We start from the raw sequence: 26,704 nt of genomic DNA on the forward strand, positions 1-26,704 counted from the left end.
TTGACGCCTGTCGCAATGCGCTGCGCTTTTGCGACCTACCGTGCCATGGTGCGTGGCCGTGCAGGGTGCAGGCGAAAAAAAAGCCGTTCAATCTTCATCGAACGGCTGTTCTTGCATCTGACTGCTTACATGATTTTGGTGCCGATCCACCAAGCCACTGCCGACATGAATGCCGCCGCCGGAATCGTCAGGAACCACGCCCACACGATATTGCCCGCCACGCCCCAACGCACCGCGGACATCTTCTGCGCCGAACCGACACCGACAATGGCGCCCGTAATGACGTGCGTGGTCGATACCGGAACGCCCAGGAAACTGGACATGAACAGGGTGATCGCGCCGCCGGTTTCCGCGCAAAAGCCGCCGACGGGCTTAAGCTTGGTGATCTTTTGGCCCATGGTCTTGACGATGCGCCAGCCGCCAAACAGCGTGCCGAAACTGATCGCCGTGTAGCAGGCGACGATGGCCCAGTACGGCGGCGCGAGATCGGCCTTGCTCATGTGGCCGGACGCGATCAGCAGCATCCAGATGATGCCCAGCGTTTTTTGCGCATCGTTGCCGCCGTGGCCCAGGCTGTAGGCAGCGGCCGACACCAGCTGCAAGCGGCGAAACCAGGTGTCGACCTTGCGTGGCGTGGAGCGTACGAAGAGCCACGAGACGATCAGCATCATGATCGAGCCGAGCAAAAAGCCCAGCAACGGCGCCACAACGATGAACACCACCGTCTTGACCAGGCCGCCGGATACCAGCGCACCCGTGCCCGCCTTGGCGACCGCTGCACCCACCAGCCCGCCGATCAGCGCGTGCGAGGAAGACGAAGGAATGCCGTAGTACCAGGTAATCAGGTTCCAGACGATGGCGCCCACCAGCGCGCCAAAAATCACATACTGATCGATGATCTCGGGATGAATAATCCCCTTGCCGATCATCGACGCGACCTTCAGCCCCACCACGAAGATGGCGATGAAGTTAAAAAAGGCCGCCATCGCCACCGCGCTCTGCGGCTTTAACACGCCGGTCGAAACCACGGTCGCAATCGCATTGGCCGCGTCGTGAAAGCCATTCATGAAGTCGAAAATCAGCGCCAGGCCGATCAACAGCACAAGCACATAAATACTGATCTGCAGGTTATTCATCTGATGTTCTTTATGCGTTTTCGACGATGATGCCTTCGATGATATTGGCGACATCTTCGCAGCGATCGGTGACCGTCTCGAGGATCTCGTAGATTGCTTTCATCTTGATCAGGTTGCGTACGTCCGGCTCGTCGCGAAACAGCTTGGACATGGCCGCGCGCATGACATGGTCGGCGTCGGACTCAAGGCGGTCGATCTCTTCGCAGATGGCGACGATCTTTTGCGAGTTGTCCATGTTGTGCAGCAGCGCGACGGCGGCCTGCACTTTTTCGCAGCATGCGAGGCACAGTTCGGCCAGGCGCTTGGCTTCCGGCGTAACGGCCTTCAAGTCGTACAGCGACACGGTCTGGGCGGCGTCTTCCATCAAGTCCAGGATGTCGTCCATGCGCGTGATCAGCTTGTGGATGTCGTCACGGTCGATCGGCGTGATGAACGTCTTGTGCAGCATGTCGACGGTGGCGTAGGTGATCTTGTCGGCCTGCTTTTCGATGCCTTCAATAGCGTGGGTGCGCACTTCAAGGTCGTCGAAGTTGGTCATCAGACCAACCATTTCTTGCGCGCCCTTCACGCACAGATCGGCGTGCTGGTTGAAAAGGTCAAAGAATTTGCCCTCGGTGGGCATTAAACGTCCAAACATGGCTATCTCCGTTAAAGCATATTGATACTGCTGAAGGCCGCCGCTATCAAAGCCAGACGGCGCATTGAATTAGTCACCCTGGTAAAGGGCCAGGCCACCGCTGTAATTGCCGAACTTGGTGTACTGACCGATCCAGGTCAGGCGAATGGAACCGATCGGACCATTACGCTGCTTGCCGATGATGATCTCGGCCGTCCCCTTGTCCGGCGAATCGGGGTTGTAGACCTCGTCGCGGTACAGGAAAATGATGACGTCCGCATCCTGCTCGATCGCGCCCGACTCGCGCAAGTCGGACATGATGGGGCGCTTGTTGGGGCGCTGCTCCAGCGAGCGGTTCAGCTGGGACAAGGCGATCACCGGGCAATGCAATTCCTTGGCCAGGCCCTTCAGGCTACGCGAAATCTCGGAAATCTCCGAGGCGCGGTTGTCGCCCGGCTGGCTGCCCGTCATGAGCTGGATGTAGTCGATGATGATCAGGCCAAGCTTGCCGCACTGGCGCGACAGGCGGCGCGCACGCGCGCGCAGCTCGATCGGATTGAGCGCCGGCGTCTCGTCGATATACAACTGCGCTTCGTTCATTTTTTGAATCGCGTGCGTCAGGCGCGGCCAGTCTTCGTCAAGTAGGCGGCCGGTGCGCAGGCGGTGCTGGTCGAGCTGCCCCACGGAGCCGAGCATACGCATCGCCAGCTGGGTGCCGCCCATCTCCATCGAGAAAATTGCGACCGGCAGGCCCGCCTCGATCGCGACGTTTTCGCCGATGTTGACCGAGAATGCGGTCTTGCCCATCGAAGGACGGCCGGCGACGATCACCAGGTCGCCCGGCTGCAAGCCGGAGGTCATGCGGTCCAGGTCAATAAAGCCGGTTGGCACGCCCGTGATTTCGCTCTGGTTGTCACGGCTATACAGTTCATCGATACGCTCGACCACTTGCGTTAGCAGCGGCTGCACCGCGATCCAGCCTTGCGAGCCGCGCGCGCCCTGCTCGGCGATGGCAAAAATCTTGGACTCCGCTTCGTCGAGCATCTGCTTGACTTCCTTGCCTTGCGGGTTGAACGCATTGCCCTGGATTTCATCGGCCACGGTGATCAGTTTGCGCAGCACGCCGCGGTCGCGCACGATCTCGGCGTAGCGCCGGATATTCGCCGCCGACGGCGTATTTTGCGCCATCGCGTTCAGGTACTGCATGCCGCCCACGTCTTCGGCCTTGCCGATATTCGACATGGCCTCGAACACGGTGATCACGTCGGCCGGGCGCGAGCTGTTGATCAGCTTGACGATCTGTTCGAAGATGATGCGGTGGTCGTAGCGGTAAAAATCGTCCGCATGCATCATGTCGGCAATGCGGTCGAACGCGGCGTTATCACGCAGTAATCCCCCGATAACAGACTGCTCTGCTTCAATGGAATGCGGCGGAATGCGAAGAGCGTCGACTTGCGGATCGGATGGTGCGTTCATGGCGCGAATTATACCTGCTTAGGGTCAACCACCTGACATAATTGGGGAGAATTCGACGTAAAAAAAGCCGGGAAACCCGGCTTTTTTTGTAATGCAGCAGCATGTTGCTGCTTGATGGCGCTTCGTGCTTTAAGCAGCTTCGCCGGTAACAGCGATCGTGATTTCAACAACCACGTCGGTGTGCAGAGCGACAGCAACAGCGTGCTCGCCGGTCGTCTTCAATGGGCCGGTAGGCATGCGTACTTGTGCCTTTTCAACCGCGAAACCAGCCTTTGTTAGCGCTTCAGCGATGTCGAAGTTGGTGACCGAACCGAACAGACGGCCATCGACGCCCGCTTTTTGAGCGATAGCGATGGTCATGCCCGACAGCTTTTCGCCTTCAGCCTGGGAAACGGCCAGCTTTGCAGCGGCAGCTTTTTCCAGTTCAGCGCGCTTAACTTCGAATTCTGCCACTGCCGAAGCGGTAGCACGACGAGCCATGCGTTGCGGGATCAGGAAGTTACGTGCGTAACCGTCTTTGACTTTGACGACGTCGCCCAGATTGCCGACGTTAACAACTTTTTCTAACAGAATGATTTGCATATGAGTTCTCCTTTATCTGCCAGCGCTTAAGCGTGGTGCAGATCGGTGTATGGCAGCAACGCGAGGTAGCGGGCGCGCTTGATTGCGGTGTCAACCTGGCGCTGGTAGTGCGCCTTGGTACCGGTCAGGCGTGCTGGCATGATTTTGCCATTTTCCTGGACGAAGTCTTTCAGCGTGTCGACGTCTTTGTAGTCGACCTGTTCTACGTTCGCTGCCGTGAAGCGGCAGAATTTCTTACGCTTGAACAGTGGGTTCTGTTGTTTGCGTTTTTCTTTAAGCTTGAGCTTGTTCTTGTCGAATTTTTTACCGAATGCCATTTGAGGCTCCTGTATTTAAAATGTATCGTCGCTTAAGCGGCGGCACAGAAATCAATGATGTGAAACACCAGGCTTTTGCTGCTGCGGTTCTTCTTTGCCAAAAATCCCGTGAACTGGTGCGCTGCGCCTAATTCGGCCTGGCTGAACCTGCCTGAAATCTCGCCCGCTGCAACAGCGGCAATTTCAAACTCGGTCAGCCTGGGCACCCCTGCTTCGACCTGCTGCGAACTGTGCATCAGGGTGGCGGACACGATGGGCACGCCGGCCGGGGTGTAGCGCAACACATCGCGCTCGCCAATCAGGGCTACGAACTGGAGTTGATTCACCGAGGTGGCATCAATTCGCGTTCAGGACTTTCAAACAAAAAATTACGCTGCTGCTTGAGCTGGGGCTGGAGCTGCTGCGGCAGGAGCCGGAGCTTCCGAGCGGTGGCTCTTGGCTGCGTCTTCACGTTGTACCGATTTCATCATCGGCGATGGCGTGGTTTCAGCCTTCTTCATGCGAACGGTGAGGTGACGCAGCACCGCATCATTGAATTTGAACGCGGTCTCAAGATCAACCAGCGTCTCGTTGTCGCATTCGATGTTCATGCAGATGTAGTGCGCTTTTGGCAGCTTGTTGATCGAGTAAGCCATCTGACGACGACCCCAATCTTCAACACGGTGAATGGAACCACCGCGCGTGGATACGCTGGCTTTGTAGCGTTCGATCATCGCCGGGACTTGCTCGCTTTGGTCCGGGTGGACGATAAAGACGATTTCATAATGACGCATGCATAACTCCTTAGGGACGTTTAAACAGATGCCCACCTCGGCGTCAAGACGAGTGTGGGAAGGGAAAGCCGGCAATTATAGCGCGAGATGGCGCCGGCTGGCAATGCCCTTGTTGCTCCCTCAAAGTCCGGGGATGAAATCGTGGTCAAGAAGTCGGCTTGGGCAGCCTGGCATGGCCGCCGGCAAAGCCGATCTCTGATCGCGTGAGGCCGCCTGCAAGGGCTACTTCGCTGATGAAATCTTCTTCATTCGCTGAAATTGACACGTCAAAGTGCAAATAATTCAGGCAAAACCGCATTTAATACTTGCGCTGAGCGAAATACTGTACAAAAATACAGTCTGTTTATACAAACAGTCTCTTATACCGATGATCAAGCTCACACCACGTCAAGAACAAATCCTCAACCTGATCAAGGACGCGATCGACAACACGGGCTTTCCACCGACCCGCGCCGAGATTGCCAACGAACTTGGCTTCAAGTCGGCCAATGCGGCCGAGGAGCATCTGCAAGCGCTTGCGCGCAAGGGTGCGATCGAAATTTCACCGGGCACGTCGCGCGGCATCCGCCTGATCGGCGCCAGCCTGGACGTGATCCCGCTGGTGCCGGCCTCGCTGATGATGTCGCTGCCGCTGGTCGGGCGCGTCGCTGCCGGCTCGCCCATCTTGGCGCAGGAGCATGTGGAAGCCACTTACAGTGTCGACCCGGCGATGTTCTCGTCCAAGCCTGACTTTTTGCTCAAGGTACGGGGGTGGTCGATGCGCGACGCCGGCATCATGGACGGCGACTTGCTGGCCGTAAAAAAGGTCGATACGGCCAAGAACGGCCAGATTGTCGTTGCCCGGATCGGCGAAGACGTCACCGTCAAGCGCTACAAGAAAACCAACGGCATTATTGAACTGCTGCCCGAAAATCCCGATTTCAAGGTCATCCGCGTCGACCCTGAAACCGACGACTTCGCGCTCGAAGGCCTGGCCGTCGGCCTGATGCGCAGCTGGCACTAACAGCAACCATTCCCGCAATCTACCCCGGGGTAGATGTTGTTTGACTGTGGCTACTTGACCATGCGGTTGTGCTCGGCAACGTAGGCGTCGGTGGCGTCGCGCCAGACGGCGTAGTCGGCCAGCAGCAATTTGGAGGCGATGCGGGCTTCTTCGACGATGCGCGCCTGCACGCCTTCGAGGTGCGTGGTGGCGGTGGCCATTTCGTCTTTGGTGAGCAGGTCGGCAATGTCGGCAGGGATGCGCTTGGTTAGGGGCGTGGCGGCGTTGATGTTTTCAACAAAGCCGTTGTAGCACAGCTGCCAGGCCTGGACTTTGGCGGCGACGGCGGCAATTTCATCGTTCACTTTCGACATGGCCGGGATCCGCGGCACCGGACAACGGTACTTGCCTGACTTTAAGTCAGCACCGTCGTACTTCGACATCCAGTAAGCGATCTCTTCTTTGTGGGCTTCGCGCCGCGTCATCATCTCCAGCGCGGCAAGCGCCGTCTTGTTGCCCTTCGCGGCCGACTTCTTGAACCATGACTCGGCCTTGACCAGGTCCACGCTGCCGGCGTCGCCGTATAGATACATTTCGCCAACGTGCAACTGTGCTTCGGCGTTGCCGGCGTTGGCGGCCTTGGTAAATAACTGCAAGGCTTGCGGATAATCCTTCTTGGCAAAGAGCGCGTTCGCGCTCGACAGGTCATCGGCTTGCGCCGCGCCGCACAGCAACAGGGTCAGGCAGAACAGGGTTTTCTTCATGTGTTAGCAGTCTTGCGCAGTAGGATCAAGCCAAGATGATAAACCGGTTTTGCGCTTTCAGTTCAATCCGCTTCGCCATTGACGCGCATCATCCGGCGCCGCAGCGCGCTGCCGAACGGTACAGGCATGCGCGAGCCTGCACCTTTCACAGCGTCGGCCATCAGCCGCACCTCTTTCTCAGGGCCGGTAGTTGCGGCGCGCGGCGCGAATTGCGAGCAGCATCTCGGCCGCGCTCTGCTGCTTTGACAGCGCGCCCGGCGCCATGCCATACAGCAGCGCGTCGGGCGCAGCCGCTGGCTTGGGATGGCGCGCCGCTTCCACCAGCCCGCAGATCACGCCGGCATTGGCGGCAATCGCCACGCTATCAAATCCTGCAGCGCCATCATTGTCCGCTCCGTAGCGCCGCTTCATGTCGGCCAGCGCCTGCTTTGCGCCGAGCTGCACGCTGGCGATCAGTTTTCCGCCATTGTCGAAAATCTGCTGGTCGAACGGCATGAACAGGCGGCTCTCGCAATCGGTGTGCGCTGTTTCGATGGCAAATGCGGCGCCAGGCGGCTGCTTTTGCGCGATGCCCGGGTGGGCGGCATCGGCCTGATAGACCTGGTCGAAGGCACTCCCCTTCAAGCCTTTGACAACCACGCGCTCCAGGCCCGCGGCGCGCATGCCGGCGTTGACCTTGGCAAGCGTGGCTGCATCGGCCACGCTGTCGCTCGGCGCTGGAAAATAAGGACTGTTGATCGATTTGCGCCACGCGGCGTGCTGCCCGCGCATCTCGCCAAACAGCGCCAGCGCGAAAGCGGGCGGCTGCTTTTCCAGGCTGCTGAAGTCGTAATGCATGCGCGCCATGGTAAAGAGCTGCTTGCTGTCTTCGAGCTGGGCCGGATTGGCCGGGTCGGGGGCGACGAATTGCGCCTTGATCGCGCGCGCAGCGCGCTGGCCCTTGAGCGTAGGGCTCGACGCGGCCGCGCACGCGAGGAAAATGTCGCTCGGCTCGGGCCAGTTGTCGCTGTCGGCTCGCTTGAGCTGCTGCTCGAGCTGGGCGCTTACCTGGCGCGCCGGGCTGTTGCGCGAGGCGACCTGCACCCCGGCCTGGTCGAGCAGCGCGGTCGACGTTTCGGCATAAAAGCCGGTCTCGCAATCGATCAGGCGCGTGTCGTAGTTGTAGGCGGCGCGGCCCGCTTCGTCCGGCAGCCAGCCTTCGCTGCGGCTGCGCGGATAGCGGGTCGAGGAGGTGAGCAAGCCGTCGGTGCTGAAGACAAGCGACGTCAGGTGGATCGCGCGCGTATTGTCGGTGGCCGAGATCGGGAAGAACAGGTAATCGTCATCGGCGGCGTTGGCCAGCGGTGCGCCAACGAGCGCGATGAAGGCCAGTACACCTGCGGCAACTGGCCGTGCGGCGAAACGGAAAACGGTATTCGGGCAAAAAGGAATGATATTCTCCTGGGAGGAATGACAAGGTGCCGCCTTTGACAACGGACAATCTTGCCTAGAATAACATCTTTCTTATTAAAAAATAATCCCCGACGCTGTCATTTCGCCACTATTTTTCCCTATGCGGCTGCGGTGGACGGCGCGTCCCGCAAAGCCTCGCCAAAGTCGGCCAGCAGGTCGTCGATATCTTCGATACCGACCGACACCCGGATCAGCGATTCGGCGATCCCCATGCTGGCGCGCCGCTCGGCGCCCATCTCGAAAAAGATCGTGTGCGCCACCGGAATGACCAGCGTGCGCGTGTCGCCCAGGTTACTGGCGGCGATACCAAGCTTGAGCCGGTTCAGGTAGTCGAAGCAATCGATGCCTTCTTTCAGCTCAAAGCTGAACAAGGCGCCATAAGCTTTGAACAGGCTGGAGGCCAGCGCGTGCTGCGGGTGCGACGCCAGGCCGGGATAATGTACGGCGGCCACGCGCTCGTCCGCTTCCAGCATGCGCGCCAGCGCCAGCGCATTGGACGAGGCGCGCTCCATGCGCAAGGCCAGCGTCTCGGCGCCCACGGCGATGTGGTGCGCCGCCTCGGGCCCCAGCGAGGCCCCAAAGTCGCGCAAGCCCTTGGCGCGCAATTGCACCATGCCCCACATCGGCTGCGGCTGGCGCTTGTAATTGGCCGCGATATTCGGGTAAACGCTCCAGTCATAGACGCCGGTGTCGGTCAGGCTGCCGCCCAGGGCGATGCCATGCCCGCCGATCGACTTGGTCAGCGCATTGACCACCAGGCCCGCCCCCACCGATTTGGGGCGGAACAGGTAAGGCGTGGTCATGGTGTTATCCACCACGAACAGGATGCCGCGCTCCTTGCACAGCGCGCCGATGCGCGCCAGGTCCGCCACCTGCGTGCGCGGATTGGCGATGGTCTCGACAAATACGATGCGCGTCGCCGGCGTCAGCGCCGCCTGCACGTTGGCCACGGCGGTGGCGTCGACAAAGGCCACGTCCACGCCCTGCCCCGCCGCCGTCTGCCACAGGCTGTTGGTGTTCCCGAACAGGAAAGCGGACGACACCACATGGTCGCCCGCCTTCAGCAGCGCCTGAAATACGGCGCCGATGGCGCCCATGCCGGTGGCAAAGCAGATCGTGGCCACGCCGTCTTCCATGCGCGTGACCTTGTCCTCTAAAGCAGCAATGGTCGGATTGCCCTGGCGGCCGTAGCGAAAGCCCGGCTCCTTGCCCTGGAAAACCGACGCCAGCTGGCGCGCGTCGGTGTAGCCAAAAGCGACCGAGGTATGCACGGGCTTGTGTAGCGAGCCGTGTTCGATCGGCTTTTGCCGGTCGTTGTGCAAAATCGTGGTCGTAAAGCCGTAGGTTTTTTTCTGGTTTTGCTCGCTCATGAAACTCCTTACTCGGCCGTGGCCAGGTTCAGGTTCAGCTGGGTGCGGGCCGCGTCTTCCAGCGGCGCGTCCTTCGGATGATTGCGCGCGTATTCCAGCTCGTTGAGGTAGTCCACCGTCACGTCGCCGGTCACGTAAATACCGTCAAAGCAGGAAGCTTCGAAGTTTTTCAGTACCGGGTTGACGTCCGAGATCGAGCGCTTGAGGGCGTCCACATCTTGGTACACCAGGGCGTCGGCCGTGATTTCGCGGCAGACTTCCTCGGTGCTGCGGCCATATGCGATCAATTCGTCGCGCGTTGGCATGTCGATGCCGTACACGTTCGGGAACAGCACCGGCGGCGCGGCGGAAGCGAAAAACACATTGCGCGCGCCGGCCTCACGGGCCATCTGCACAATCTCGCGGCTAGTGGTGCCGCGCACGATGGAGTCGTCCACCAGCAGCACGTTCTTGCCCTTGAATTCGGAAGCGATAGCGTTGAGCTTCTGGCGCACCGACTTGCTGCGAATCGCCTGACCAGGCATCAGGAAGGTGCGGCCGATGTAGCGGTTCTTGATGAAGCCTTCGCGGTATTCGACGCCCAGCTTGAGCGCGAGCTGGATCGCGGCCGGACGCGAGGAGTCGGGAATCGGCATGACGACGTCGATCTCGCCGTGCTGGAATTGTGCGCGCACCTTGTCGGCCAGGTACTCGCCCATTTTCAGGCGCGTGGCATACACCGAGGCGCCGTCGAGAATGGAATCGGGGCGGGCCAGGTAAACATACTCGAACGCGCAGGGATTGAGCGATGGATTGTCGGCGCACTGGCGCTCGTGGAGCTTGCCGTCGTTGTCGATGAAGACCGCTTCGCCCGGGGCGATGTCGCGCAGGAAGCGAAAGCCGATGCCTTCGAGCGCGACCGACTCGCTGGCGACCAGGTATTCGTTGCCCTGCTCGGTCTCGTTGACACCGATGCACAGCGGACGGATGCCGAACGGATCGCGAAACGCCAGCAGCCCGTGGCCGGCGATCTGCGCAACCACGGCGTAGGCGCCGCGCACGCGGCGGTGCACGGCCGCGACCGCCTTGAAGACGTTGTCCGGGTCGAGCGTCATGCCGGTGGTGGACTCCTGGATTTCGTGGGCCAGCACGTTGAGCAGCACCTCGGAATCGGAATCGGTGTTGATGTGGCGCCGGTCGTTGCGGAACATCTCGGACTTCAACTGGGCCTGGTTGGTCAGGTTGCCGTTGTGGGCCAGCGTGATGCCGAACGGCGCATTGACGTAAAACGGCTGCGCTTCTTCTTCGCTGGACGAGCCGGCGGTCGGATAGCGGCAGTGGCCGATGCCGGAATTGCCTTGCAACGAACGCATATTACGCGTGCGGAACACGTCACGCACGAGGCCGTTGGCCTTGTGCATGGAGAACATATTGCTATGACTGGTTGCAATTCCCGCCGCATCCTGACCGCGATGCTGCAACAGCAGCAAGGCATCATACAAAAGCTGGTTGACGGAATTATGCGAGACGACGCCGACGATGCCACACATGGTGCGCTCCTAGAGACTGACTGATGATAAAAAACTTAAAAGTTCACGTGCTGCGACAGGGCCGCAGGAAGAAAGGGTTTGACGGTGCGCGCCCCGGTTTCGGCCATCGGGCTCAGTAGCGCCTGGGTCCAGAAATCTTGCTTGGGCAAGGCGGTCATGCCGGCCACGATTACCGCCGCCAGCACAATGACAATCCCGCGCGCCAAGCCAAACAACCCGCCAAGTCCGCGGTCGGCCAGGCTCAAGCCACTGGCCTTGATCAGGGCATCGACCGCCAGCATCAACAGCCCCATCAACAGGCGCACGCCGATGAACAAGGCAATAAAGGCGACAATCAAGCGCATTGCGGCGCCCGGTATCACGTCCGGCAACAGGGGAGCCAATTGCGCGCCGAACATATTGGCAACGACAAAGGCGACGATCCAGCTGACCAGCGACAGTATTTCCTTGACCAGACCGCGCATGGTGCTGATGACGATCGACGCTGCCAGGATAAAGATGACCAGGTAATCGAAAATCGTCACGCCGCGCAGTTCCCGTCAGTCATGTTGTTATTAATGGGAGACGACGCTGGCCGACAGGCCCATTTTGGCCAGCTTGGGGCGGATCTTGTCACCCTCTTCCTTGCTGAACGGGCCGACGCGCACCCGGATCAGTTCGCCATTCGGGCTAGCGCCCTTTTTGGTAAAGGAGGCGACCCCTGCCGCCTTCAGTCTGGCTTGCAGTTCGTTGGCTTTGTCCTGGCTGGCCAGTGCGGCCACTTGCCAGACGATTTTCTGGCTGATTGGCGCGGCCGGCTTGTCTTCCAAAATCGCCATGGCGCGTTCGTCTTCGGTCCTGGCGTCCGGCTTGGCTTCGGCCAGCTTGACGGCCGGCTTGTCGACAGTCCTTGGTTCGACACGGGCCGGCTTCGGGTCCGGCTTGACTTCGGGCTTGAGCTCGGGCTTAGGATCGATCTTCAGGGCGGGCTTAAGATCGGGCTTAGGATCGCTCTTCAGGGCGGGCTTAAGCGCAACCGGGCGCACCTCGGCCACCTCGCGCGCAGGCGGTGCCGGATCGGCGGGGGGGACGAAGGAATTCGGCGGCGGCACAATCACCTCGCTTTTGTCGAGCGTCTCGGCAGCGGCCACAGGGGCCGGCAGCGGTTGTGCGGGCGCCCTGTCCTTGGCGGGAATACGAATATCGATGTCAGTGGCGAGCGGCTTGGGTTCGGAGTCGAGGATCATCGGCAGGCCAACAGCGACCGCCAGCGCCAGTGCGATGGCCCCGACCAGGCGGCGGCGCGCGCGTTTTTTCTCGGGCAGCACCGGGTCAACTGCGGCGCGGCCATCTTTGGTGCGGCGGGCGGCAGGCTCGCCTGCGCTGGAAGCGCGCTTGGAACGGGCCCGCGCCCCGGCTGCGGCGTCATCGTCACGGGCGACGTAACTGCTGTCTTCGTCGGCAGCTTCTTGCTTGTTTTTATTGAGGAACGAGAACAAGCCCATGCGTTTTTCTTTAATGAAGTGAGGTTTTTCGGGCTGCCATCACGCCGGCGACGGTGTAGAAGGAGCCAAAGACCACAATTCTATCATTCTCCCCGGCCCGGCTCATTGCATTTGCAAAAGCTGCGGCCGGATCGGCAAAGCCGGCGACCGTGCGTTCGCCCGGTTTGGCGTCGCCCAGCGGCAATTGGCCGAGGCGCTCGACCAGGCTGGCCGCGCTGGCCGAACGGGGCGACGGCAGATCGGCCGCGCACCAGTGGTCCACGTATTGCGCCATGGGCGCGATCACGCCGTCGATGTCCTTGTCTTGCATGACGCCAAACACCGCGTAGGTGTAAGGATGAAAACCCATATTGCCCAGGTTTTGCGCCAGCGCCGCGGCGGCGTGCGGGTTGTGGGCGACGTCCAGGATGACGGTGGGACGCCCAGGCAAGACCTGGAAGCGCCCCGGCAGCTCCACCACCACCAGCCCGGTGCGGATATCCTGCGCGCCGACCGGCAGCTCCAGGCGCAGCACTTCCAGCGCGGCCAGCGCGGCCGAGGCGTTAAGCAACTGGTTGGCGCCGCGCAGGCTTGGATAGGCAAGCGAATTGCGGCGCTGCTCGCGTCCGCCGTAATTCCACTGCTGCTTGTCGCCCGAATAATTGAAGTCGCGCCCCAGCAGCCACAGGTCGGCGCCGATCGCCTCGGCGTGCGCCACCAGCGAGGCGGGAGGGACTGGGTCGCTGCAGATGGCAGCTTTGCCGGGGCGGAAAATGCCCGCTTTTTCAAAGCCGATTTTTTCGCGCGTGTCGCCCAGGTAGTCGGTGTGGTCGATGTCGACCGAGGTGACGATGGCGACATCGGCGTCGATCACGTTGACTGCGTCAAGCCGTCCGCCCAGGCCGACTTCAAGGATGGCCACGTCCACCTTGGACCTGGACAGCAGGTGCATGATGGCCAGCGTGGTGAATTCGAAATACGTCAGATCAATGTCGCCGCGCTTTTCTTCCACCGCGTCGAAGCTGGCGACCAGCGCTTCGTCGCTGGCCAGTTCGCCGTTGACGCGCGCGCGCTCGTTAAAGTCGAGGAAGTGCGGTTTGATGTACAGGCCCACCCGGTAGCCGGCGCGCAGCAAGATTGCCTCGAGCATGGCGCAGGTCGAGCCTTTGCCGTTGGTGCCGGCCACCATGATGACGGGACAGGCAAAGGCAAGGCTAAGGCGTTCCTTGACGGCGCGCACCCGCTCAAGGCCCATGTCGATATGGACTTCGGCGTGGCGCGATTCAAGCAGCGCGAGCCAGGCGGGCAAGGTGGTGGGAGTGGTGGGAGTGGTGGGAGTGATGGGAGTGGTGGGAGTGGTGGGAGTGGTGGACATGAGGAGAACCGGAGGAAGATATTGGCGGCTCATGGCGCAATGCGGACTTTGTCCTTTTGCGCCCTACGGTGCACTGCTGGCCGTAGGGCGCAAAAGCGAAGCGCATTGCGCCATGCGTGCCCGGATAAAACGAATGTTATGCGATCACTTCAACAGCCTGATCCTGCAGCAGCGCCAGCAAATGCGCGATTTCGTCGCGCATCTTGCGCCGGTCCACGATCATGTCGACCGCGCCCTTGGTGACCAAAAACTCGGCGCGCTGGAAGCCTTCAGGCAGTTTTTCGCGCACGGTGTTTTCAATCACGCGCGGCCCGGCAAAGCCGATCAGCGCCTTTGGCTCGGCAATGACCACGTCGCCCATGAAAGCGAACGAGGCCGACACGCCGCCCATGGTCGGATCGGTCAGCACGCTGATGAAAGGCAGCTTTTTCTCGGACAGCTTGGTCAGCATCGCGGTCGTCTTGGCCATTTGCATCAGCGAGAGCAAGCCTTCCTGCATGCGCGCGCCGCCGGTGGCGGTGATGCAGATGAACGGCACCTTTTGCTCAAGCGCGACCTGGGCACCGCGCACGAAGCGCTCGCCGACCACGGAGCCCATGGAACCGCCCATGAATTCGAATTCAAAGCAGGCCACCACGACAGGCAGGCTCATGATGGACCCGCCAAGGACGATCAGGGCGTCGGTCTCGCCCGTCGCTTCCATTGCCGCCTTGAGGCGGTCAGGGTATTTTTTGCTGTCCTTGAACTTGAGCGTATCGACCGGCAGCGTTTCCTGGCCGATTTCGTAGCGCCCGCCTTCATCCATCAAGCCGTCAAGGCGCGCGCGCGCGCGGATGCGCATATGATGGCTGCATTTGGGGCAAACATGGAGATTTGATTCGAGGTCGGTACGGTACAGTACGGCTTCGCACGATGGGCACTTGACCCACAAGCCTTCCGGCATGGTTTTACGGGAGGCAGCGTCGGAGCGCTGGATGCGGGGGGGCAGCAGTTTTTCTAACCAACTCATACATTCTCCTTCTGCGGCGATCTTCAGTGGTCGTTAGTTTAGCCTTTAAGCACCTGCTTGTCGAACATTAGCAAGGAAAAATTGCAATTATAATAACAATACCCGCATTAAACCATGCGAAATACGCCCCACCGGCTGGTTGGACACCATGACCGGCCAGCAGTTCACCCATTCATCCGCCGCGAACGGCTTGAGCGCACTTACGTTAAGCTTGCTGACATGAACATACTCTCCCCGAAAAAACTGCTGCGCACGAAATGGACGGCAGTCATCCCCGACAACAAGGAAAAGCACTTTATCGTCACCGCCGTGGTGCAGGCCGACCAGCCAGACCAAACGCCGGAGTGGATCGACCTTGAAGCGGTGCACAGCGGCGTCACGCGCCGGATCGGCTGGCGCGAATTGCGCGACGCATCGCTGTGGCGTCAGGGCTGGACCTGACGCCTGCCGCTGCCGAAGCTACCGAAGCTACCGATGCTACCTGCGGCCACGACTTTCTCAATTCCCGCGTCGTAGCGCCCGTTCGGCGCCCGTTCAGCGCGCGGCATCGAGCGCACTGCGAATGCCGGCCACAAAGCTTTGGACCGCGTCGAGTACCTGTTCTTTTGGCGTCGCTTCGATTTCCTGAATGATGCGGCTGCCGATCACCACCGCGTCGGCCACGGCCGCCACCGCCGTTGCCGTGGCCGCGTCACGGATGCCAAAGCCGACGCCGATGGGAATGCTGACGTGTTCGCGGATCGCCGCCAGGCGGCGCGCCACGTCTTCGGTGTCGATGTTGCCCGCGCCCGTCACGCCCTTGAGCGACACGTAGTAACTAAAGCCGCTGCCGAACTTTGCCACCTGTGCAATGCGCTCGGGCGTCGACGTGGGCGCCAGCAGAAAGATCAGGTCAAGGTCGTTGGCGCGCATGGCGGCGGCGAATTCTTCGCATTCTTCGGGCGGGTAGTCGACGACGATGGCGCCGTCGGCGCCGGCCGCGCGCGAAGCTTTAATGAAGGCCTCGGTGCCCATGCGTTCGATCGGGTTGGCGTAGCCCATCAGGACCACCGGGGTGCTCTGGTTGGTTTCGCGGAACTGGCGCACGTATTCGAGTACGTCCTTGGTGCCGATGTTAAATTTCAGGGCGCGCTCGCAGGCGCGCTGGATGACCGGGCCTTCGGCCATGGGGTCCGAGAACGGGACGCCCAGCTCGAGGATGTCGGCGCCACCGGCGACCAGCGCGTGCATCAAGGGCACCGTCATTTCAGGGCCGGGATCGCCGGCGGTGATGAAGGTGACCAGGCCGGTTTTGTTCTGGGACGCGAGGGCGGCGAAGGTAGGAGTAATTCTGGACATATTAAGTAGCTTTCTTGATGAATGGGGAGAGATCCGTAGGGCGGAAAAGCGTCAGGGCTGGGCGCCCCCCTTTTTCGCCATGAGCCGTCGAAACGCATGGCGGAAAAGGGGGGCGCCTAGCCCTATCGCTTTTCCGCCCTACGGTTGTAAGGTTGTACGGTTCGTGATCCGTCTGGCTCTAGCTGAAATCAAGCCCCATTCGCTCGGCCACCGTGTGCATGTCCTTGTCGCCGCGGCCCGACAGGTTGACCAGAATGAGCTTATCCTTGGGCAGCGTGGCAGCCAATTTGGCCGCATACGCCAGCGCGTGCGACGACTCCAGCGCCGGGATGATCCCCTCGATGTGGCAGCAGTCATGAAACGCCTGCAAGGCTTCGTCATCCGTCACCGACACATACTCGGCCCGGAACGAATCCTTCAACCACGCATGCTCCGGCCCCACGCCCGGATAATCCAGGCCCGCCGACACGGAATGCGTTTCAATGATCTGCCCATTTTCATCTTGCAGCAGATAGGTGCGGTTGCCATGCAAAACCCCGGGAAAGCCCGCCGTGAGCGAGGCCGAATGCTTGCCCGACTCCAGCCCTTCGCCGGCCGCTTCCACCCCGATCAGCTTGACATTTTTTTCGTCAAGATAAGGATAAAAAATCCCCATGGCGTTCGAGCCGCCGCCGATGCAGGCCATCACGTAGTCCGGCTGGCGCCCCGCCAATTCCGGCATCTGCACCAGGCATTCTTCGCCGATCACCGACTGGAAGTCGCGCACCATCATCGGATACGGGTGCGGCCCGGCTACGGTGCCGATGATGTAGAAGGTGTTCTCGATATTGGTGACCCAGTCGCGCATCGCTTCGTTGAGCGCGTCCTTGAGCGTCTTGGACCCCGATTCGACCGGCACCACGGTGGCGCCCAGGAGCTTCATGCGGTACACGTTTTGCGCCTGGCGCTTGACGTCCTCGCTGCCCATGTAGACCACGCACTCGAGCCCGAAGCGGGCGCAGATGGTGGCCGTGGCCACGCCGTGCTGGCCGGCACCGGTTTCGGCGATGATGCGTTGTTTGCCCATGCGGCGTGCGAGCAGCGCCTGGCCGATCACGTTGTTGATCTTGTGGGCGCCGGTATGGTTCAGGTCTTCGCGCTTGAAGAAGATTTGCGCGCCGCCCTGCTGCTCGGACCAGCGCTTGGCGTGGTAGATGGGCGAGGGACGCCCGACGAAATGCTTCAATTCATACCGAAATTCGTCGAGAAATTCTGGGTCGTGGCTATAGCGCTCGTACGCCGCGCTCAGTACAGCGAGCGCGTGGCTCAGCGTTTCGGCGACAAAGGCGCCGCCGTACGGGCCAAAATGGCCGCGCGCGTCGGGGAACTGGTATTCGGCAGTCTTGAACAGGGGTGCGGCCGGGGCGCGCTCAGGTGCTTCTTTCATGGTGTCTCTCGCTTTTAATGATGGTGTCGGCAGCCCGCACCGCCGCGGAAAACGCGGCGATTTTACGGGCGCATTTGATGCCCTTGCTTTCTTCGACACCACTGCTGATGTCGACCGCATAGGGACGTACGCTTACCACCGCGTCAGTCGCGTTTTGTACGTCCAAGCCACCACTTAAAACGACCCGAGGCGCGAGTTCTTTTGGAATGAGAGACCAATCAAAGACCTTTCCTGCGCCACCGTAGGCATCGACATAGGTATCGAGCAAAAGGCCCGAGAACAGTCGGCTGGCGGCGCGGTACTGCTGCTCATATTCTAGCAAATCGGCGCCGCTCGTGTCGGGCCGGACGCGAAACACGCGCAGGAAGGGCCGGCTCACGGCGCCGGCGATGTCGGCGCACTGCTGCGCGGTCTCGTCGCCGTGGAACTGGAGCTGGGCAAACGGCGCTGCAGCCGCCACCAACTGCACCTCACGGGCGCTGGCGTTGACGAACAAGGCGACGGTGCTGACAAAAGGCGGCACCTCGGCCATCAGCGCGCCGGCCTGCGCGGCAGTGACGAATCGCGGGCTCTTGGGATAAAACACGAAGCCGAGTGCGTCGGCGCCTGCGGCAACGGCGGCGCGGACGTCTTCAGGGCGGGTCAGGCCGCAAATCTTGATGCGTGTGCGTAGCATGTTTAGAACCAGGGTAATGGGCTGGTCGCGTCTTGCGGCAGTCCCCACTTGGGATCGTAATCGATTTTGGCCAGGTACAGGCCGTCGGGCATGAAGGTGGGCGCGGCCTCGCCGCGGTCGCGCCCTTCGAGCACGTCGCGCAGCCAGGCCGGCGTGTGCCGCCCCTGCCCCACATAAATGAGCGAACCAATCAGGTTGCGCACCATGTGGTGCAAGAAGGCGCTGGCGCGCACCGTGAAGACGATCACTTCGCCATGGCGCCTGACGTCCACCGCGTGCATCTGCTTGACCGGCGTTTTGGCCTGACATTGGGAGGAACGAAAGGCGGAAAAATCATGGGTGCCCACCAGGCATTGCGCCGCTTCGCGCATCAGCGCCACGTCGAGCGGGCGAAAGGTCCAGCCGGCGCGGCCCACCAGCAAGGGTGAACGTACCGGGTTGTTAAACAGGACGTAGTGATAAGTGCGCGCAAAGGCGGAAAAACGGGCGTGGAATTCATGTTCCGGCAGGACCGGCAGTTCGTGCGCCCAGCGCACCGCGATCGAGTCGGGCAAAAAGGCGTTCACGCCCCTGACCCACGACTGCTTGTCGCGCGTCAGCTCCGTGTCGAAGTGGATGACCTGTTCGAGCGCGTGGACACCGGTATCGGTGCGCCCGGCACAGGTGGTGGACAGGGGAACGCGCGCAAACTTTTCGAGCGCGATTTCGAGCCTGTCCTGCACGGTATGTTTGTCTGGCTGCTTCTGGTACCCATTCCAGGCGGTACCGTCGTACTGGACACCAAGTGCTATCCGTTTCAATGTATGTCCAGTACCTTCAGTGCGTCAGGCCAGCTTGGCGCGCATATCGTTGGCCTTGCTGATCTGCTCGCCGCTGCCGCCCTTGATCACTTCGTCGAGCAGTTCGCGCGCGCCTTCCTTGTCGCCGATTTCCTGGTAGGCGATGGCCAGATCGAGCTTGGTCTCCATCTCCATGTGCATGGCCGACAGGTCGGCCGGGCTTTGCACCAGGGTGTCGCCGAAATCGGGCAGCGTGTTGCCCGACTCCTCGTTCGGCAAATCGAGATCGATACCCGACATGTCGAACTGCGGCGCAGCCTTGGTCGTCGACAGCGGCAGCTCGAAGTTCATCGCGTCCAGGTCGAGCGCATGGTCGGCATGGGCCGGCGTCGCCACTGGCGTTGCAGAAATATTGAAAGCATTGGCCAAGTCGCCCATGCCGCTCAGGTCATCCTTGGCTGCGTATTCGGCCGTGAAGTCGTTGCTCGCCAGGTCGGTGTCGATCTCTTCCATCGCCCGCGCATGGCTCACGCTTGCCGGCACCTTGGCGGGCGTGTCGAAGTCCATGTTGAAGTCCATGTCCATCGGCGCTTCTTCCTTGGCCAGTACCGGCGCTACGGGAGCCGAACCAGGCATGGCGAAATCCATGTCGGCGATATCGTTGGTCGTACCAAGCGTCGGCGCGGCCTTGGCCATGTCGACCGGCTCAAAACTCAGGCCGCCCAGGTCAAAGTCGAGCGTATTGTCTTCCGGGGCGGCGCCCGGTGCAACCACCACCGGCGCCGGCATTGCCGTCAAGTCCAGGTCGGCGTCGGACTGCTTGTTCAGCGACACCGCCGCCACCGTTGCTGCAGCGGCGACGGGAATGATGGTGGACGGACCGGCGTTCGCGGCGCTGGCGTATAGCGGATTGAGCGGATCGATCGACAGGCCGAGCGCGGCAGCCTGCGCCCACTCGTCGCCGCTGCCCTTGCTCATGCTGTACAAGTCGGTAGCCTGGGTTTCGAACGAGCGCGCGTCCTTGCGGGCGGCGTAGATCTCGAGCAGTTTCAGGCGCACCGGATAGCGCTCGGGGTGGGTGCGCAGCGCTTCCTTGAGAATTTCCTCGGCCTGGGCATCGCGGCCGTAGGCGATGTAGACGTCGGCTTCGGCCACCGGATCGACTTCGTTGGTGTCGAGCTGGCTGGCCGATGGCGCAAAGCTGGAGTTGAACACGCTGTTGCTGGTGTCCACGCTCTGGCCGCCCGTTTCGGCGAACAGCGAATGGGCCTGGTCGGTGGGCGCGCCCAGGATCGACGGTTCGTTGGACGACTTCATGTCGCTGCCGCGGCGCTTTTTCAGGCCCAGGGCGACGGCTGCCAGCAAGCCCAGGCCCGCCAGCGCGCCGATGATCATCAGGATGTTATTCAAGATCCAGTCCACGATGCCAGGCGCTTCGGCGACGTCGCTGTTCTTTTTCAGTTCGGCCGCCGGTTTCGGCTTGACCTGACTGGCGCGCGGCGGCACGGCCGGCGCAGCCGGCACAGCTACTTCTGCCGGAGCCTGCACCACTGGCGCAGGCTCGGCAACCACAGGCGCCTTGACCGTTGCTACTGGCGCCGGCGGCACCACGGTGGCCACTTTGGCCGGCACTGGCGGCGCCACCGCGACCGGCGCCTTTTGCGCTTCGGCTGCGGCGCGGTTTTTCACCACCACCAGTTTTTCCAGTTCGCTGACGTTGCGCTCGAGTTCCTTGACGCGGGCGGTGGCGTCGGCCAGTGCTTTTTCCTTGGCGATGCGCTCTTCCGCGCCGGCGGTCTTGCCGGCGTCAGCCGGTGCCGCGGCCTTCGACAGCTTGAGCTTGTCCTGCGACGCATTGGCCGCGGTCGGGCGCTCTTCGACTTTCGAGGTGATCTTGCCGCCGGTGCTCTGGCTCGCTTCCTGCGCCTTTTCGGGCGCCGCGGTGGCGACCTGGCCGGCCAGCTTGTTGCGGTAAGCGTTAAAGTCGGCGGCGTGGGCGATGACGACACCGCGCGCTTCACCGGCGTTGGTGCCTTTGATGGCCGCGCTGTCGGGCACATTGAGAATCTGGCCCGACTTCAGGCGGTTCATGTTGTTGCCGTTGAAGGCATCCGGATTGGCCCGGTACAAGGCGACGAGCATCATGTCGAGCGAGACGTCAACCGGCTTCAGGTTGGCTGCGATTTTGCCCAGCGAGTCGCCCTTTTGCACCTTGTATTGGGATGCGGCGCTCGCGCCTTCGGCCGGCGCGGCGGCGCGCTCGCGCTCACGGCGCGGGGCCGGGGCCGCAGCAGGTCGAGCAGGCTCGCTTGAGGTGGCCGGCGTGGCGCGCGTGGTCGATGCACCCTGGCGCGCAGGCGTGGTGCGCGAACCTTGCGAGAGCACGTCCACGGGCGCCGCCACTTGCGGCGCCTGGGCGCTGCGCAGTTCGGCCGGATCGAGCAGGAAGGTATATTCCCGCACCAGTTTGCCACTGCTCCAGCTCAATTCAAGCAACATGTCGACGAACGGTTCGTTGACCGGCTGCGACGAGGTGATCTTGATGAACTGGCGCGACCCGCGCTGCTCGACGACAAACCGCAGCGACAGCAGCGCCGGGCTGAATTCGATGTTGGCGACGCGGAAGGCGTCCACCGGCGCGAGCTTGGCGACCAGGCCTTTCGCTTCTTCGGCGGAGACGGACGTCAGTTCAATTTCGGCGTTCAATGGCTGTCCAAGTCCGGACATCACGGTGAGCTTGCCCAGGCCGGCCGCATGGGCCGACGAGGACAGTATCACTGCGCTGGCGACCGCGCCCGACAGTGTTTTCAACGCGAACGAAGTAATCTTGGAGCGAGTGTTTAAATGCATAGTTGGGGGCATTATGAGTTGACTGGCGAGAAGGCTGATTTCTCGGAAGTCTCAACATATCATCATGCTTTAGAGCATGCAAGCTTTTGGATGATAAGTAGGGGCTAAGTGCCTGTAAACGCGCAATTTGCAGCTTTCGGTCGCGCTGGGACCACAACTTGTGGTCCCAGCGCCAGCTTGCAGAAATTACAAGAATATGGAAGGTTTTGACAAGTTACTTGTCGAGGATAATACGAAGCATGCGACGCAGCGGCTCGGCCGCGCCCCACAGCAGCTGGTCGCCCACGGTGAAGGCCGACAGGTAGTCGCCGCCCATCGACATCTTGCGCAAGCGGCCTACGGGAATGGTCAGGCTGCCGGTGACGGCCGCCGGCGACAGGTCGCGCATCGACGCTTCGCGCGTGTTCGGTACCACTTTCACCCACTGGTTGTTGGCGGCGATGATGTCGTTGATTTCATCCAGGGGCACGTCTTTTTTCAGCTTGATGGTCAAGGCCTGCGAGTGGCAGCGCATCGCGCCCACGCGCACGCACAAGCCGTCGACCGGGATCTCGCTGCTGCCGAAGGCGGCGCCCAGGCCGAGGATCTTGTTGGTCTCGGCGCCGGCCTTCCATTCTTCCTTGGACTGGCCGTTGCCCAGGTCCTTGTCGATCCACGGAATCAGGTTGCCGGCCAGCGGCACGCCGAACTGGCGGGTTTCTTCAGCCGACATGCCGTGCTGAGTGGCCAGCACCGTGCGGTCGATGTCAAGGATGGCCGCGGCCGGATTGTCGAGCAGCGCCTTGACCGATTGATTGATGGTGCCAAATTGGGTGAGCAATTCGCGCATGTGCTGGGCGCCGCCGCCGGAGGCTGCCTGGTAAGTCATGGAACTGACCCAGTCGACCAGCTTGTGCTGGAACAGGCCGCCCAGGCCCATCAGCATGCACGAGACGGTGCAATTGCCGCCGATGTAGTTTTTCACGCCGCGCGTCATCGCGTTCTTGATGACGTCGAGGTTGACCGGGTCGAGCACGATGACGGCGTCGTCGTTCATGCGCAGCGTGGAGGCGGCGTCGATCCAGTAACCGTTCCAGCCGGCCGCGCGCAATTTGGGGAACACCTCGCCAGTGTAGTCGCCGCCCTGGCAGGAGATGATGATCTCGCATTTGGACAGCTCGGTAATATCGGTCGCGTCTTTCAATGTGGTTTCATTTTTCGCCATCGCCGGGGCTTTGCCGCCCGCGTTCGAGGTGGTGAAAAAAACCGGTTCAATGTGGGCGAAATCACCCTCGTCCTGCATGCGCTGCATCAGGACTGAACCGACCATACCGCGCCAACCTACCAAGCCAACTAATTTCATCATGCTCTCTCAAGTATAAAAATGTGTAGAAAACTACGTCGTCCTCGCGCATGCGAAGACCCATAGAACCGACGAGTGACAGTTTCCATTATTCGAGCTAGTCACTGTAACGCATTGATTCCAATAAAACGATTGGCATCCTTTCGATGGGTCCCCGCGTTCGCGAGGACGATGTAACTTTTTGCTGCTAGCCGAGGGCTTTTACCACCGCGTCACCCATTTGCTCGGTGCCCACCTTGGTCGTTCCCGCTTCAAAAATATCGGCCGTGCGCAAACCTTGCGCCAGCACGCTCTTGACCGCGTTCTCGATCCGGTCCGCCTGCTCGGTTTTATTGAACGTAAATTTGAGCATCATCGCGGCCGACAGAATCGTCGCCAGCGGATTGGCAATGCCCTTGCCCGCGATATCGGGCGCCGAGCCGTGCGACGGCTCGTACAGTCCCTTGTTGTTGGCGTCAAGCGAGGCCGACGGCAGCATGCCGATCGAGCCGGTCAGCATGGCCGCGCAGTCCGACAGAATATCGCCGAACATATTGCCCGTCACGATCACGTCAAATTTTTTGGGCGCGCGCACCAGCTGCATCGCCGCGTTATCGACATACATGTGTTCGAGCGCCACGCCAGGATAGTCGCGGTGCACGTCGGTGACGATATCGCGCCAGAACTGGAACGTTTCAAGCACGTTGGCCTTGTCGACGCTGGTCACGCGCCCATCGCGCTTTTGCGCGGCCTGAAAGGCCACGTGCGCGATGCGGCGGATCTCGGTCTCGGCGTAGCGCATCGTGTCGAAGCCTTCGCGCTCGCCCTTGAACGGGCCGTCGGGGCACTCGCGCACGCCACGCGGCTTGCCAAAGTAGATGTCGCCGGTCAGTTCGCGGATGATCAGGATATCCAGGCCGGATACCACTTCAGGCTTGAGCGTCGAGGCGCCGGCCAGCTCGGGATACAGGATCGCCGGGCGCAGGTTGGCAAACAGCGCCAGTTCGCGGCGCAGGCCGAGGATCGCCTGTTCCGGGCGCAGTGCGCGCTCCAGGTTGTCGTACTGGTAGTCGCCCACGGCGCCGAACAGCACCGCGTCGGCCGACTTGGCCAGCGCCAGCGTGGCCGGGGGCAGCGGGTGGCCGTGCGCGGCGTAGCCGGCGCCGCCGACCTGCGCGCTTTCAAGTTCGAACTGTTCGCCAAGGACGTTCAAGACCTTGACCGCTTGCGCCATGATTTCTGGGCCAATGCCGTCGCCGGGCAGGATTGCAATTTTCATGTGGTTCTTTTAAATGACGTTGGCCAGCCACGGCTGGGCGGCCAGGTGGCGCTCTTCAAAGGCGCGGATCTCGTCGGCGTGACGCAGCGTCAGGCCAATGTCGTCCAGGCCATTGATCAGGCAGTATTTGCGGAATTGGTCGATGTCGAACTGGTACGACAGCGAGCCGTTGCTGGTGGCGATGCGCTGCTGCTCCAGATCGACCACGAGGCGAAAGCCGGGAAAGGCTTTGACTTCATTGAACAAGTGATCGATCTGCGACTCCGGCAACACGATCGGCAGCAGGCCGCTCTTGTAGCAGTTGTTAAAGAAGATGTCGGCGAAGCTGGGCGCGATGATGGCGCGAAATCCGTACTGGTCGAGCGCCCACGGCGCGTGTTCGCGCGACGAGCCACAGCCGAAATTTTTACGCGTCAGCAGGATCGAAGCGCCCTGGTAGCGCGCCTCGTTCAACACGAAGCCGGGATTGAGAGGGCGACCGCTGTTGTCCTTGCCCGGCTCGCCGTGATCAAGATAGCGCCACTCGTCGAACAGATTGGGCCCGAAACCGGTGCGGTGGATCGACTTGAGGAACTGCTTGGGGATGATGGCGTCGGTGTCGACGTTGGCGCGGTCGAGCGGCGCCACCAAGCCTTCGTATATCGTGAATTTTTCCATGAGCTGTATAAGTAATTGATCCGCGTAGATGGTCAGCGCAGCGCGCGCACGTCGACAAAGTGGCCGCTGATGCCGGCCGCCGCCGCCATTGCCGGCGAGACCAGGTGGGTGCGCCCGCCCTGCCCCTGCCGGCCCTCGAAGTTGCGGTTCGAGGTGGAGGCGCAGCGTTCGCCCGGTTCGAGCCGGTCGGCGTTCATGGCCAGGCACATCGAGCAGCCCGGCTCGCGCCATTCAAAGCCGGCATCGCGGAAAATCTTGTCCAGCCCTTCGCGCTCGGCCTGGTCCTTGACCAAGCCGGAACCCGGCACCACCAGCGCCAGGCGCACGTTCGAGGCGCGGTGCTTGCCGCGCACGACCGCTGCAGCCGCGCGCAAATCCTCGATGCGCGAATTGGTGCATGAACCGATGAAGACCTTGTCGATGCGGATGTCGGCGATCGGCATGTTCGGCTGCAGGTTCATGTAGACCAGCGCCTTTTCCATCGCGTCGCGCCGCACGGCGTCCTTTTCCTGGTCCGGGTCGGGCACCCGCCCGTCGATCGACGTGACCATTTCGGGCGAGGTGCCCCAGGTGACCTGCGGCTTGACTTCCAGCGCGTTGAGGGTAACGACCATGTCGAACTGGGCGCCGGCGTCCGAATGCAGCGTGCGCCAGTAATCCACGGCGCGGTCCCAGTGCGGCCCGGCCGGCGAATACGGCCGGCCTTTGACGTAATTGATGGTGGTCTCGTCCACGGCGACCATGCCCGCGCGCGCGCCCGCCTCGATCGCCATGTTACAGACCGTCATGCGCCCTTCCATCGACAGCGAACGGATGGTCGAGCCGCCAAATTCGATGGCGTAGCCGGTGCCGCCGGCGGTGCCGATTTTTCCGATCACGGCTAGCACAATGTCCTTGGCGGTCACGCCGAACGGCAACGCGCCGTCGATCTGCACCAGCATGGACTTGGATTTTTTGGCCAGCAGCGTTTGCGTGGCCAGCACGTGTTCCACTTCGGAGGTGCCGATGCCGTGCGCCAGGCAGCCGAAAGCGCCGTGGGTGGAGGTGTGCGAGTCGCCGCAGACGACCGTCATGCCGGGCAGCGTGGCGCCCTGTTCGGGCCCGATCACGTGCACGATGCCCTGGCGCTTGTCGTTCATGTTGAAGTACGTCAGGCCGTAGCTTTTCGCGTTCGCGTCCAGCGTTTCAACCTGCAGGCGCGAGGTAGGATCGGCAATGCCGTCCTTGCGGTCGGTGGTGGGCACGTTGTGGTCGGCCACGGCCAGGTTGGCCGAGGTGCGCCACAGCGAGCGCTTCGCTTCGCGCAGGCCGTCAAACGCCTGCGGGCTGGTTACTTCATGGACCAAGTGGCGGTCGATATACAGCACGGTGGTGCCGTCGTCGGCGGCGCGCACCACGTGCGATTCCCAGAGTTTGTCGTACAGCGTTTTTATCATGATAGTTGGTGTCAGGCGAAGGCAATAATCGAGTACCGCATTTGATTATGCCATAATTGTGCACTGCGGTAGTACCTGCACCATGTTGATACTTTCGT

At 61.5% G+C, this 26,704-nt stretch carries 26 protein-coding genes; 2 read left to right on the plus strand and 24 right to left on the minus strand.

Annotation, left to right across the window (positions count from 1 at the left end; translation table 11 throughout):
* Positions 1 to 125: 125 nt before the first annotated feature.
* From ACP7D4_RS14850 to rpsF, 7 genes are all read right to left on the minus strand, one after another.
* Entirely contained in the window at positions 126 to 1,136 is a 1,011-nt protein-coding gene (locus ACP7D4_RS14850; protein ID WP_426105054.1) for an anion permease, read from the minus strand.
* A 10-nt stretch (positions 1,137 to 1,146) separates the two neighbouring features.
* On the minus strand, positions 1,147 to 1,773 hold the full coding sequence (locus ACP7D4_RS14855) for a DUF47 domain-containing protein (RefSeq protein ID WP_426105053.1): 627 nt from the start codon (positions 1,771 to 1,773) through the stop codon (positions 1,147 to 1,149).
* Positions 1,774 to 1,842: 69 nt separating this feature from the next.
* Positions 1,843 to 3,228 (minus strand): replicative DNA helicase, encoded by a 1,386-nt coding sequence (locus ACP7D4_RS14860; protein WP_426105052.1) that lies wholly within the window; start codon positions 3,226 to 3,228, stop codon positions 1,843 to 1,845.
* A 129-nt stretch (positions 3,229 to 3,357) separates the two neighbouring features.
* Positions 3,358 to 3,810, minus strand: coding sequence for a 50S ribosomal protein L9 (gene rplI / locus ACP7D4_RS14865; protein WP_426105051.1), 453 nt, complete (start codon positions 3,808 to 3,810; stop codon positions 3,358 to 3,360).
* A 26-nt stretch (positions 3,811 to 3,836) separates the two neighbouring features.
* Positions 3,837 to 4,127 (minus strand): 30S ribosomal protein S18, encoded by a 291-nt coding sequence (gene rpsR / locus ACP7D4_RS14870; protein ID WP_008450941.1) that lies wholly within the window; start codon positions 4,125 to 4,127, stop codon positions 3,837 to 3,839.
* Positions 4,128 to 4,159: 32 nt separating this feature from the next.
* Complete coding sequence (gene priB / locus ACP7D4_RS14875) at positions 4,160 to 4,453, minus strand: primosomal replication protein N (RefSeq protein ID WP_426105049.1); 294 nt, start codon at positions 4,451 to 4,453, stop codon at positions 4,160 to 4,162.
* Positions 4,454 to 4,495: 42 nt separating this feature from the next.
* A complete protein-coding gene (gene rpsF / locus ACP7D4_RS14880) occupies positions 4,496 to 4,900 on the minus strand; it encodes a 30S ribosomal protein S6 (RefSeq protein WP_426209831.1) in 405 nt (134 codons plus the stop codon).
* A 367-nt stretch (positions 4,901 to 5,267) separates the two neighbouring features.
* Between rpsF and lexA the strand changes: the two genes are divergently transcribed.
* Entirely contained in the window at positions 5,268 to 5,903 is a 636-nt protein-coding gene (lexA, locus tag ACP7D4_RS14885) for a transcriptional repressor LexA (RefSeq protein WP_426105046.1), read from the plus strand.
* Positions 5,904 to 5,953: 50 nt separating this feature from the next.
* Here lexA and ACP7D4_RS14890 read toward each other — a convergent pair whose 3' ends face one another.
* The 8 genes from ACP7D4_RS14890 to accD all read right to left on the minus strand — a co-directional run bounded on the left by ACP7D4_RS14890 (position 5,954) and on the right by accD (position 14,844).
* Positions 5,954 to 6,646 (minus strand): tetratricopeptide repeat protein, encoded by a 693-nt coding sequence (locus ACP7D4_RS14890; RefSeq protein ID WP_426209833.1) that lies wholly within the window; start codon positions 6,644 to 6,646, stop codon positions 5,954 to 5,956.
* A 177-nt stretch (positions 6,647 to 6,823) separates the two neighbouring features.
* On the minus strand, positions 6,824 to 8,119 hold the full coding sequence (locus tag ACP7D4_RS14895; protein ID WP_426209835.1) for a hypothetical protein: 1,296 nt from the start codon (positions 8,117 to 8,119) through the stop codon (positions 6,824 to 6,826).
* Between the two features lie 77 nt (positions 8,120 to 8,196).
* Positions 8,197 to 9,468, minus strand: a complete 1,272-nt coding sequence (locus tag ACP7D4_RS14900) for a cystathionine gamma-synthase family protein (RefSeq protein WP_426209837.1) — start codon at positions 9,466 to 9,468, stop codon at positions 8,197 to 8,199.
* Positions 9,469 to 9,476: 8 nt separating this feature from the next.
* Positions 9,477 to 10,997: an amidophosphoribosyltransferase gene (gene purF / locus ACP7D4_RS14905; RefSeq protein WP_426105042.1), complete on the minus strand. Its 1,521-nt coding sequence runs from the start codon at positions 10,995 to 10,997 to the stop codon at positions 9,477 to 9,479.
* A 35-nt stretch (positions 10,998 to 11,032) separates the two neighbouring features.
* Positions 11,033 to 11,521: a CvpA family protein gene (locus ACP7D4_RS14910; protein WP_426105041.1), complete on the minus strand. Its 489-nt coding sequence runs from the start codon at positions 11,519 to 11,521 to the stop codon at positions 11,033 to 11,035.
* Between the two features lie 30 nt (positions 11,522 to 11,551).
* Positions 11,552 to 12,481, minus strand: coding sequence for an SPOR domain-containing protein (locus ACP7D4_RS14915; RefSeq protein WP_426209839.1), 930 nt, complete (start codon positions 12,479 to 12,481; stop codon positions 11,552 to 11,554).
* Between the two features lie 10 nt (positions 12,482 to 12,491).
* On the minus strand, positions 12,492 to 13,835 hold the full coding sequence (folC, locus tag ACP7D4_RS14920) for a bifunctional tetrahydrofolate synthase/dihydrofolate synthase (protein ID WP_426209841.1): 1,344 nt from the start codon (positions 13,833 to 13,835) through the stop codon (positions 12,492 to 12,494).
* Positions 13,836 to 13,971: 136 nt separating this feature from the next.
* Positions 13,972 to 14,844: an acetyl-CoA carboxylase, carboxyltransferase subunit beta gene (accD, locus tag ACP7D4_RS14925; RefSeq protein WP_426105037.1), complete on the minus strand. Its 873-nt coding sequence runs from the start codon at positions 14,842 to 14,844 to the stop codon at positions 13,972 to 13,974.
* A 219-nt stretch (positions 14,845 to 15,063) separates the two neighbouring features.
* Between accD and ACP7D4_RS14930 the strand changes: the two genes are divergently transcribed.
* Entirely contained in the window at positions 15,064 to 15,285 is a 222-nt protein-coding gene (locus tag ACP7D4_RS14930; protein WP_426105036.1) for a TIGR02450 family Trp-rich protein, read from the plus strand.
* Between the two features lie 93 nt (positions 15,286 to 15,378).
* Here ACP7D4_RS14930 and trpA read toward each other — a convergent pair whose 3' ends face one another.
* The 9 genes from trpA to leuC form a co-directional block, all read right to left on the minus strand.
* Positions 15,379 to 16,182 carry a tryptophan synthase subunit alpha gene (gene trpA, locus ACP7D4_RS14935; RefSeq protein ID WP_426105035.1) on the minus strand — a complete coding sequence of 268 codons (804 nt, stop codon included), beginning with the start codon at positions 16,180 to 16,182 and terminating at the stop codon, positions 15,379 to 15,381.
* Between the two features lie 178 nt (positions 16,183 to 16,360).
* A complete protein-coding gene (trpB, locus tag ACP7D4_RS14940) occupies positions 16,361 to 17,608 on the minus strand; it encodes a tryptophan synthase subunit beta (protein WP_426209842.1) in 1,248 nt (415 codons plus the stop codon).
* Entirely contained in the window at positions 17,592 to 18,284 is a 693-nt protein-coding gene (locus ACP7D4_RS14945; RefSeq protein ID WP_426209844.1) for a phosphoribosylanthranilate isomerase, read from the minus strand. Before ACP7D4_RS14945 ends, trpB begins: the two co-directional genes overlap by 17 nt.
* Positions 18,285 to 18,286: 2 nt before the next feature.
* Complete coding sequence (gene truA / locus ACP7D4_RS14950; protein WP_426209845.1) at positions 18,287 to 19,084, minus strand: tRNA pseudouridine(38-40) synthase TruA; 798 nt, start codon at positions 19,082 to 19,084, stop codon at positions 18,287 to 18,289.
* A 24-nt stretch (positions 19,085 to 19,108) separates the two neighbouring features.
* The gene (locus tag ACP7D4_RS14955) at positions 19,109 to 21,913 is read right to left on the minus strand and encodes a FimV/HubP family polar landmark protein (protein WP_426209847.1); all 2,805 of its coding nucleotides are present in this window, start codon (positions 21,911 to 21,913) and stop codon (positions 19,109 to 19,111) included.
* Between the two features lie 214 nt (positions 21,914 to 22,127).
* Positions 22,128 to 23,255 carry an aspartate-semialdehyde dehydrogenase gene (gene asd, locus ACP7D4_RS14960; RefSeq protein WP_426105094.1) on the minus strand — a complete coding sequence of 376 codons (1,128 nt, stop codon included), beginning with the start codon at positions 23,253 to 23,255 and terminating at the stop codon, positions 22,128 to 22,130.
* Between the two features lie 187 nt (positions 23,256 to 23,442).
* Positions 23,443 to 24,513, minus strand: a complete 1,071-nt coding sequence (gene leuB, locus ACP7D4_RS14965; RefSeq protein ID WP_426209849.1) for a 3-isopropylmalate dehydrogenase — start codon at positions 24,511 to 24,513, stop codon at positions 23,443 to 23,445.
* Positions 24,514 to 24,522: 9 nt separating this feature from the next.
* On the minus strand, positions 24,523 to 25,170 hold the full coding sequence (leuD, locus tag ACP7D4_RS14970) for a 3-isopropylmalate dehydratase small subunit (RefSeq protein WP_426105024.1): 648 nt from the start codon (positions 25,168 to 25,170) through the stop codon (positions 24,523 to 24,525).
* A gap of 32 nt (positions 25,171 to 25,202) precedes the next feature.
* Positions 25,203 to 26,606: a 3-isopropylmalate dehydratase large subunit gene (gene leuC, locus ACP7D4_RS14975; RefSeq protein WP_426209851.1), complete on the minus strand. Its 1,404-nt coding sequence runs from the start codon at positions 26,604 to 26,606 to the stop codon at positions 25,203 to 25,205.
* Positions 26,607 to 26,704 lie beyond the last annotated feature (98 nt).

It is taken from the genome of Massilia sp. TWP1-3-3 (assembly GCF_049897805.1).
Classification (GTDB): Bacteria; Pseudomonadota; Gammaproteobacteria; order Burkholderiales; family Burkholderiaceae_D; genus Telluria_A.

Excerpts from the sequence above, each read along its gene's own strand:
- leuC (WP_426209851.1), bottom strand. The coding sequence starts at position 26,606 with ATGATAAAAACGCTGTACGACAAACTCTGGGAATCGCACGTGGTGCGC.
- asd (WP_426105094.1), bottom strand. The coding sequence starts at position 23,255 with ATGAAATTAGTTGGCTTGGTAGGTTGGCGCGGTATGGTCGGTTCAGTC.
- ACP7D4_RS14860 (WP_426105052.1), bottom strand. The coding sequence starts at position 3,228 with ATGAACGCACCATCCGATCCGCAAGTCGACGCTCTTCGCATTCCGCCG.
- ACP7D4_RS14890 (WP_426209833.1), bottom strand. The coding sequence starts at position 6,646 with ATGAAGAAAACCCTGTTCTGCCTGACCCTGTTGCTGTGCGGCGCGGCG.
- trpA (WP_426105035.1), bottom strand. The coding sequence starts at position 16,182 with ATGTCCAGAATTACTCCTACCTTCGCCGCCCTCGCGTCCCAGAACAAA.
- ACP7D4_RS14915 (WP_426209839.1), bottom strand. The coding sequence starts at position 12,481 with ATGGGCTTGTTCTCGTTCCTCAATAAAAACAAGCAAGAAGCTGCCGAC.
- ACP7D4_RS14855 (WP_426105053.1), bottom strand. The coding sequence starts at position 1,773 with ATGTTTGGACGTTTAATGCCCACCGAGGGCAAATTCTTTGACCTTTTC.
- rplI (WP_426105051.1), bottom strand. The coding sequence starts at position 3,810 with ATGCAAATCATTCTGTTAGAAAAAGTTGTTAACGTCGGCAATCTGGGC.
- leuB (WP_426209849.1), bottom strand. The coding sequence starts at position 24,513 with ATGAAAATTGCAATCCTGCCCGGCGACGGCATTGGCCCAGAAATCATG.
- ACP7D4_RS14945 (WP_426209844.1), bottom strand. The coding sequence starts at position 18,284 with ATGCTACGCACACGCATCAAGATTTGCGGCCTGACCCGCCCTGAAGAC.
- rpsF (WP_426209831.1), bottom strand. The coding sequence starts at position 4,900 with ATGCGTCATTATGAAATCGTCTTTATCGTCCACCCGGACCAAAGCGAG.
- leuD (WP_426105024.1), bottom strand. The coding sequence starts at position 25,170 with ATGGAAAAATTCACGATATACGAAGGCTTGGTGGCGCCGCTCGACCGC.
- rpsR (WP_008450941.1), bottom strand. The coding sequence starts at position 4,127 with ATGGCATTCGGTAAAAAATTCGACAAGAACAAGCTCAAGCTTAAAGAA.
- ACP7D4_RS14900 (WP_426209837.1), bottom strand. The coding sequence starts at position 9,468 with ATGAGCGAGCAAAACCAGAAAAAAACCTACGGCTTTACGACCACGATT.
- purF (WP_426105042.1), bottom strand. The coding sequence starts at position 10,997 with ATGTGTGGCATCGTCGGCGTCGTCTCGCATAATTCCGTCAACCAGCTT.
- accD (WP_426105037.1), bottom strand. The coding sequence starts at position 14,844 with ATGAGTTGGTTAGAAAAACTGCTGCCCCCCCGCATCCAGCGCTCCGAC.
- ACP7D4_RS14930 (WP_426105036.1), top strand. The coding sequence starts at position 15,064 with ATGAACATACTCTCCCCGAAAAAACTGCTGCGCACGAAATGGACGGCA.
- ACP7D4_RS14850 (WP_426105054.1), bottom strand. The coding sequence starts at position 1,136 with ATGAATAACCTGCAGATCAGTATTTATGTGCTTGTGCTGTTGATCGGC.
- lexA (WP_426105046.1), top strand. The coding sequence starts at position 5,268 with ATGATCAAGCTCACACCACGTCAAGAACAAATCCTCAACCTGATCAAG.
- ACP7D4_RS14955 (WP_426209847.1), bottom strand. The coding sequence starts at position 21,913 with ATGCATTTAAACACTCGCTCCAAGATTACTTCGTTCGCGTTGAAAACA.
- trpB (WP_426209842.1), bottom strand. The coding sequence starts at position 17,608 with ATGAAAGAAGCACCTGAGCGCGCCCCGGCCGCACCCCTGTTCAAGACT.
- folC (WP_426209841.1), bottom strand. The coding sequence starts at position 13,835 with ATGTCCACCACTCCCACCACTCCCACCACTCCCATCACTCCCACCACT.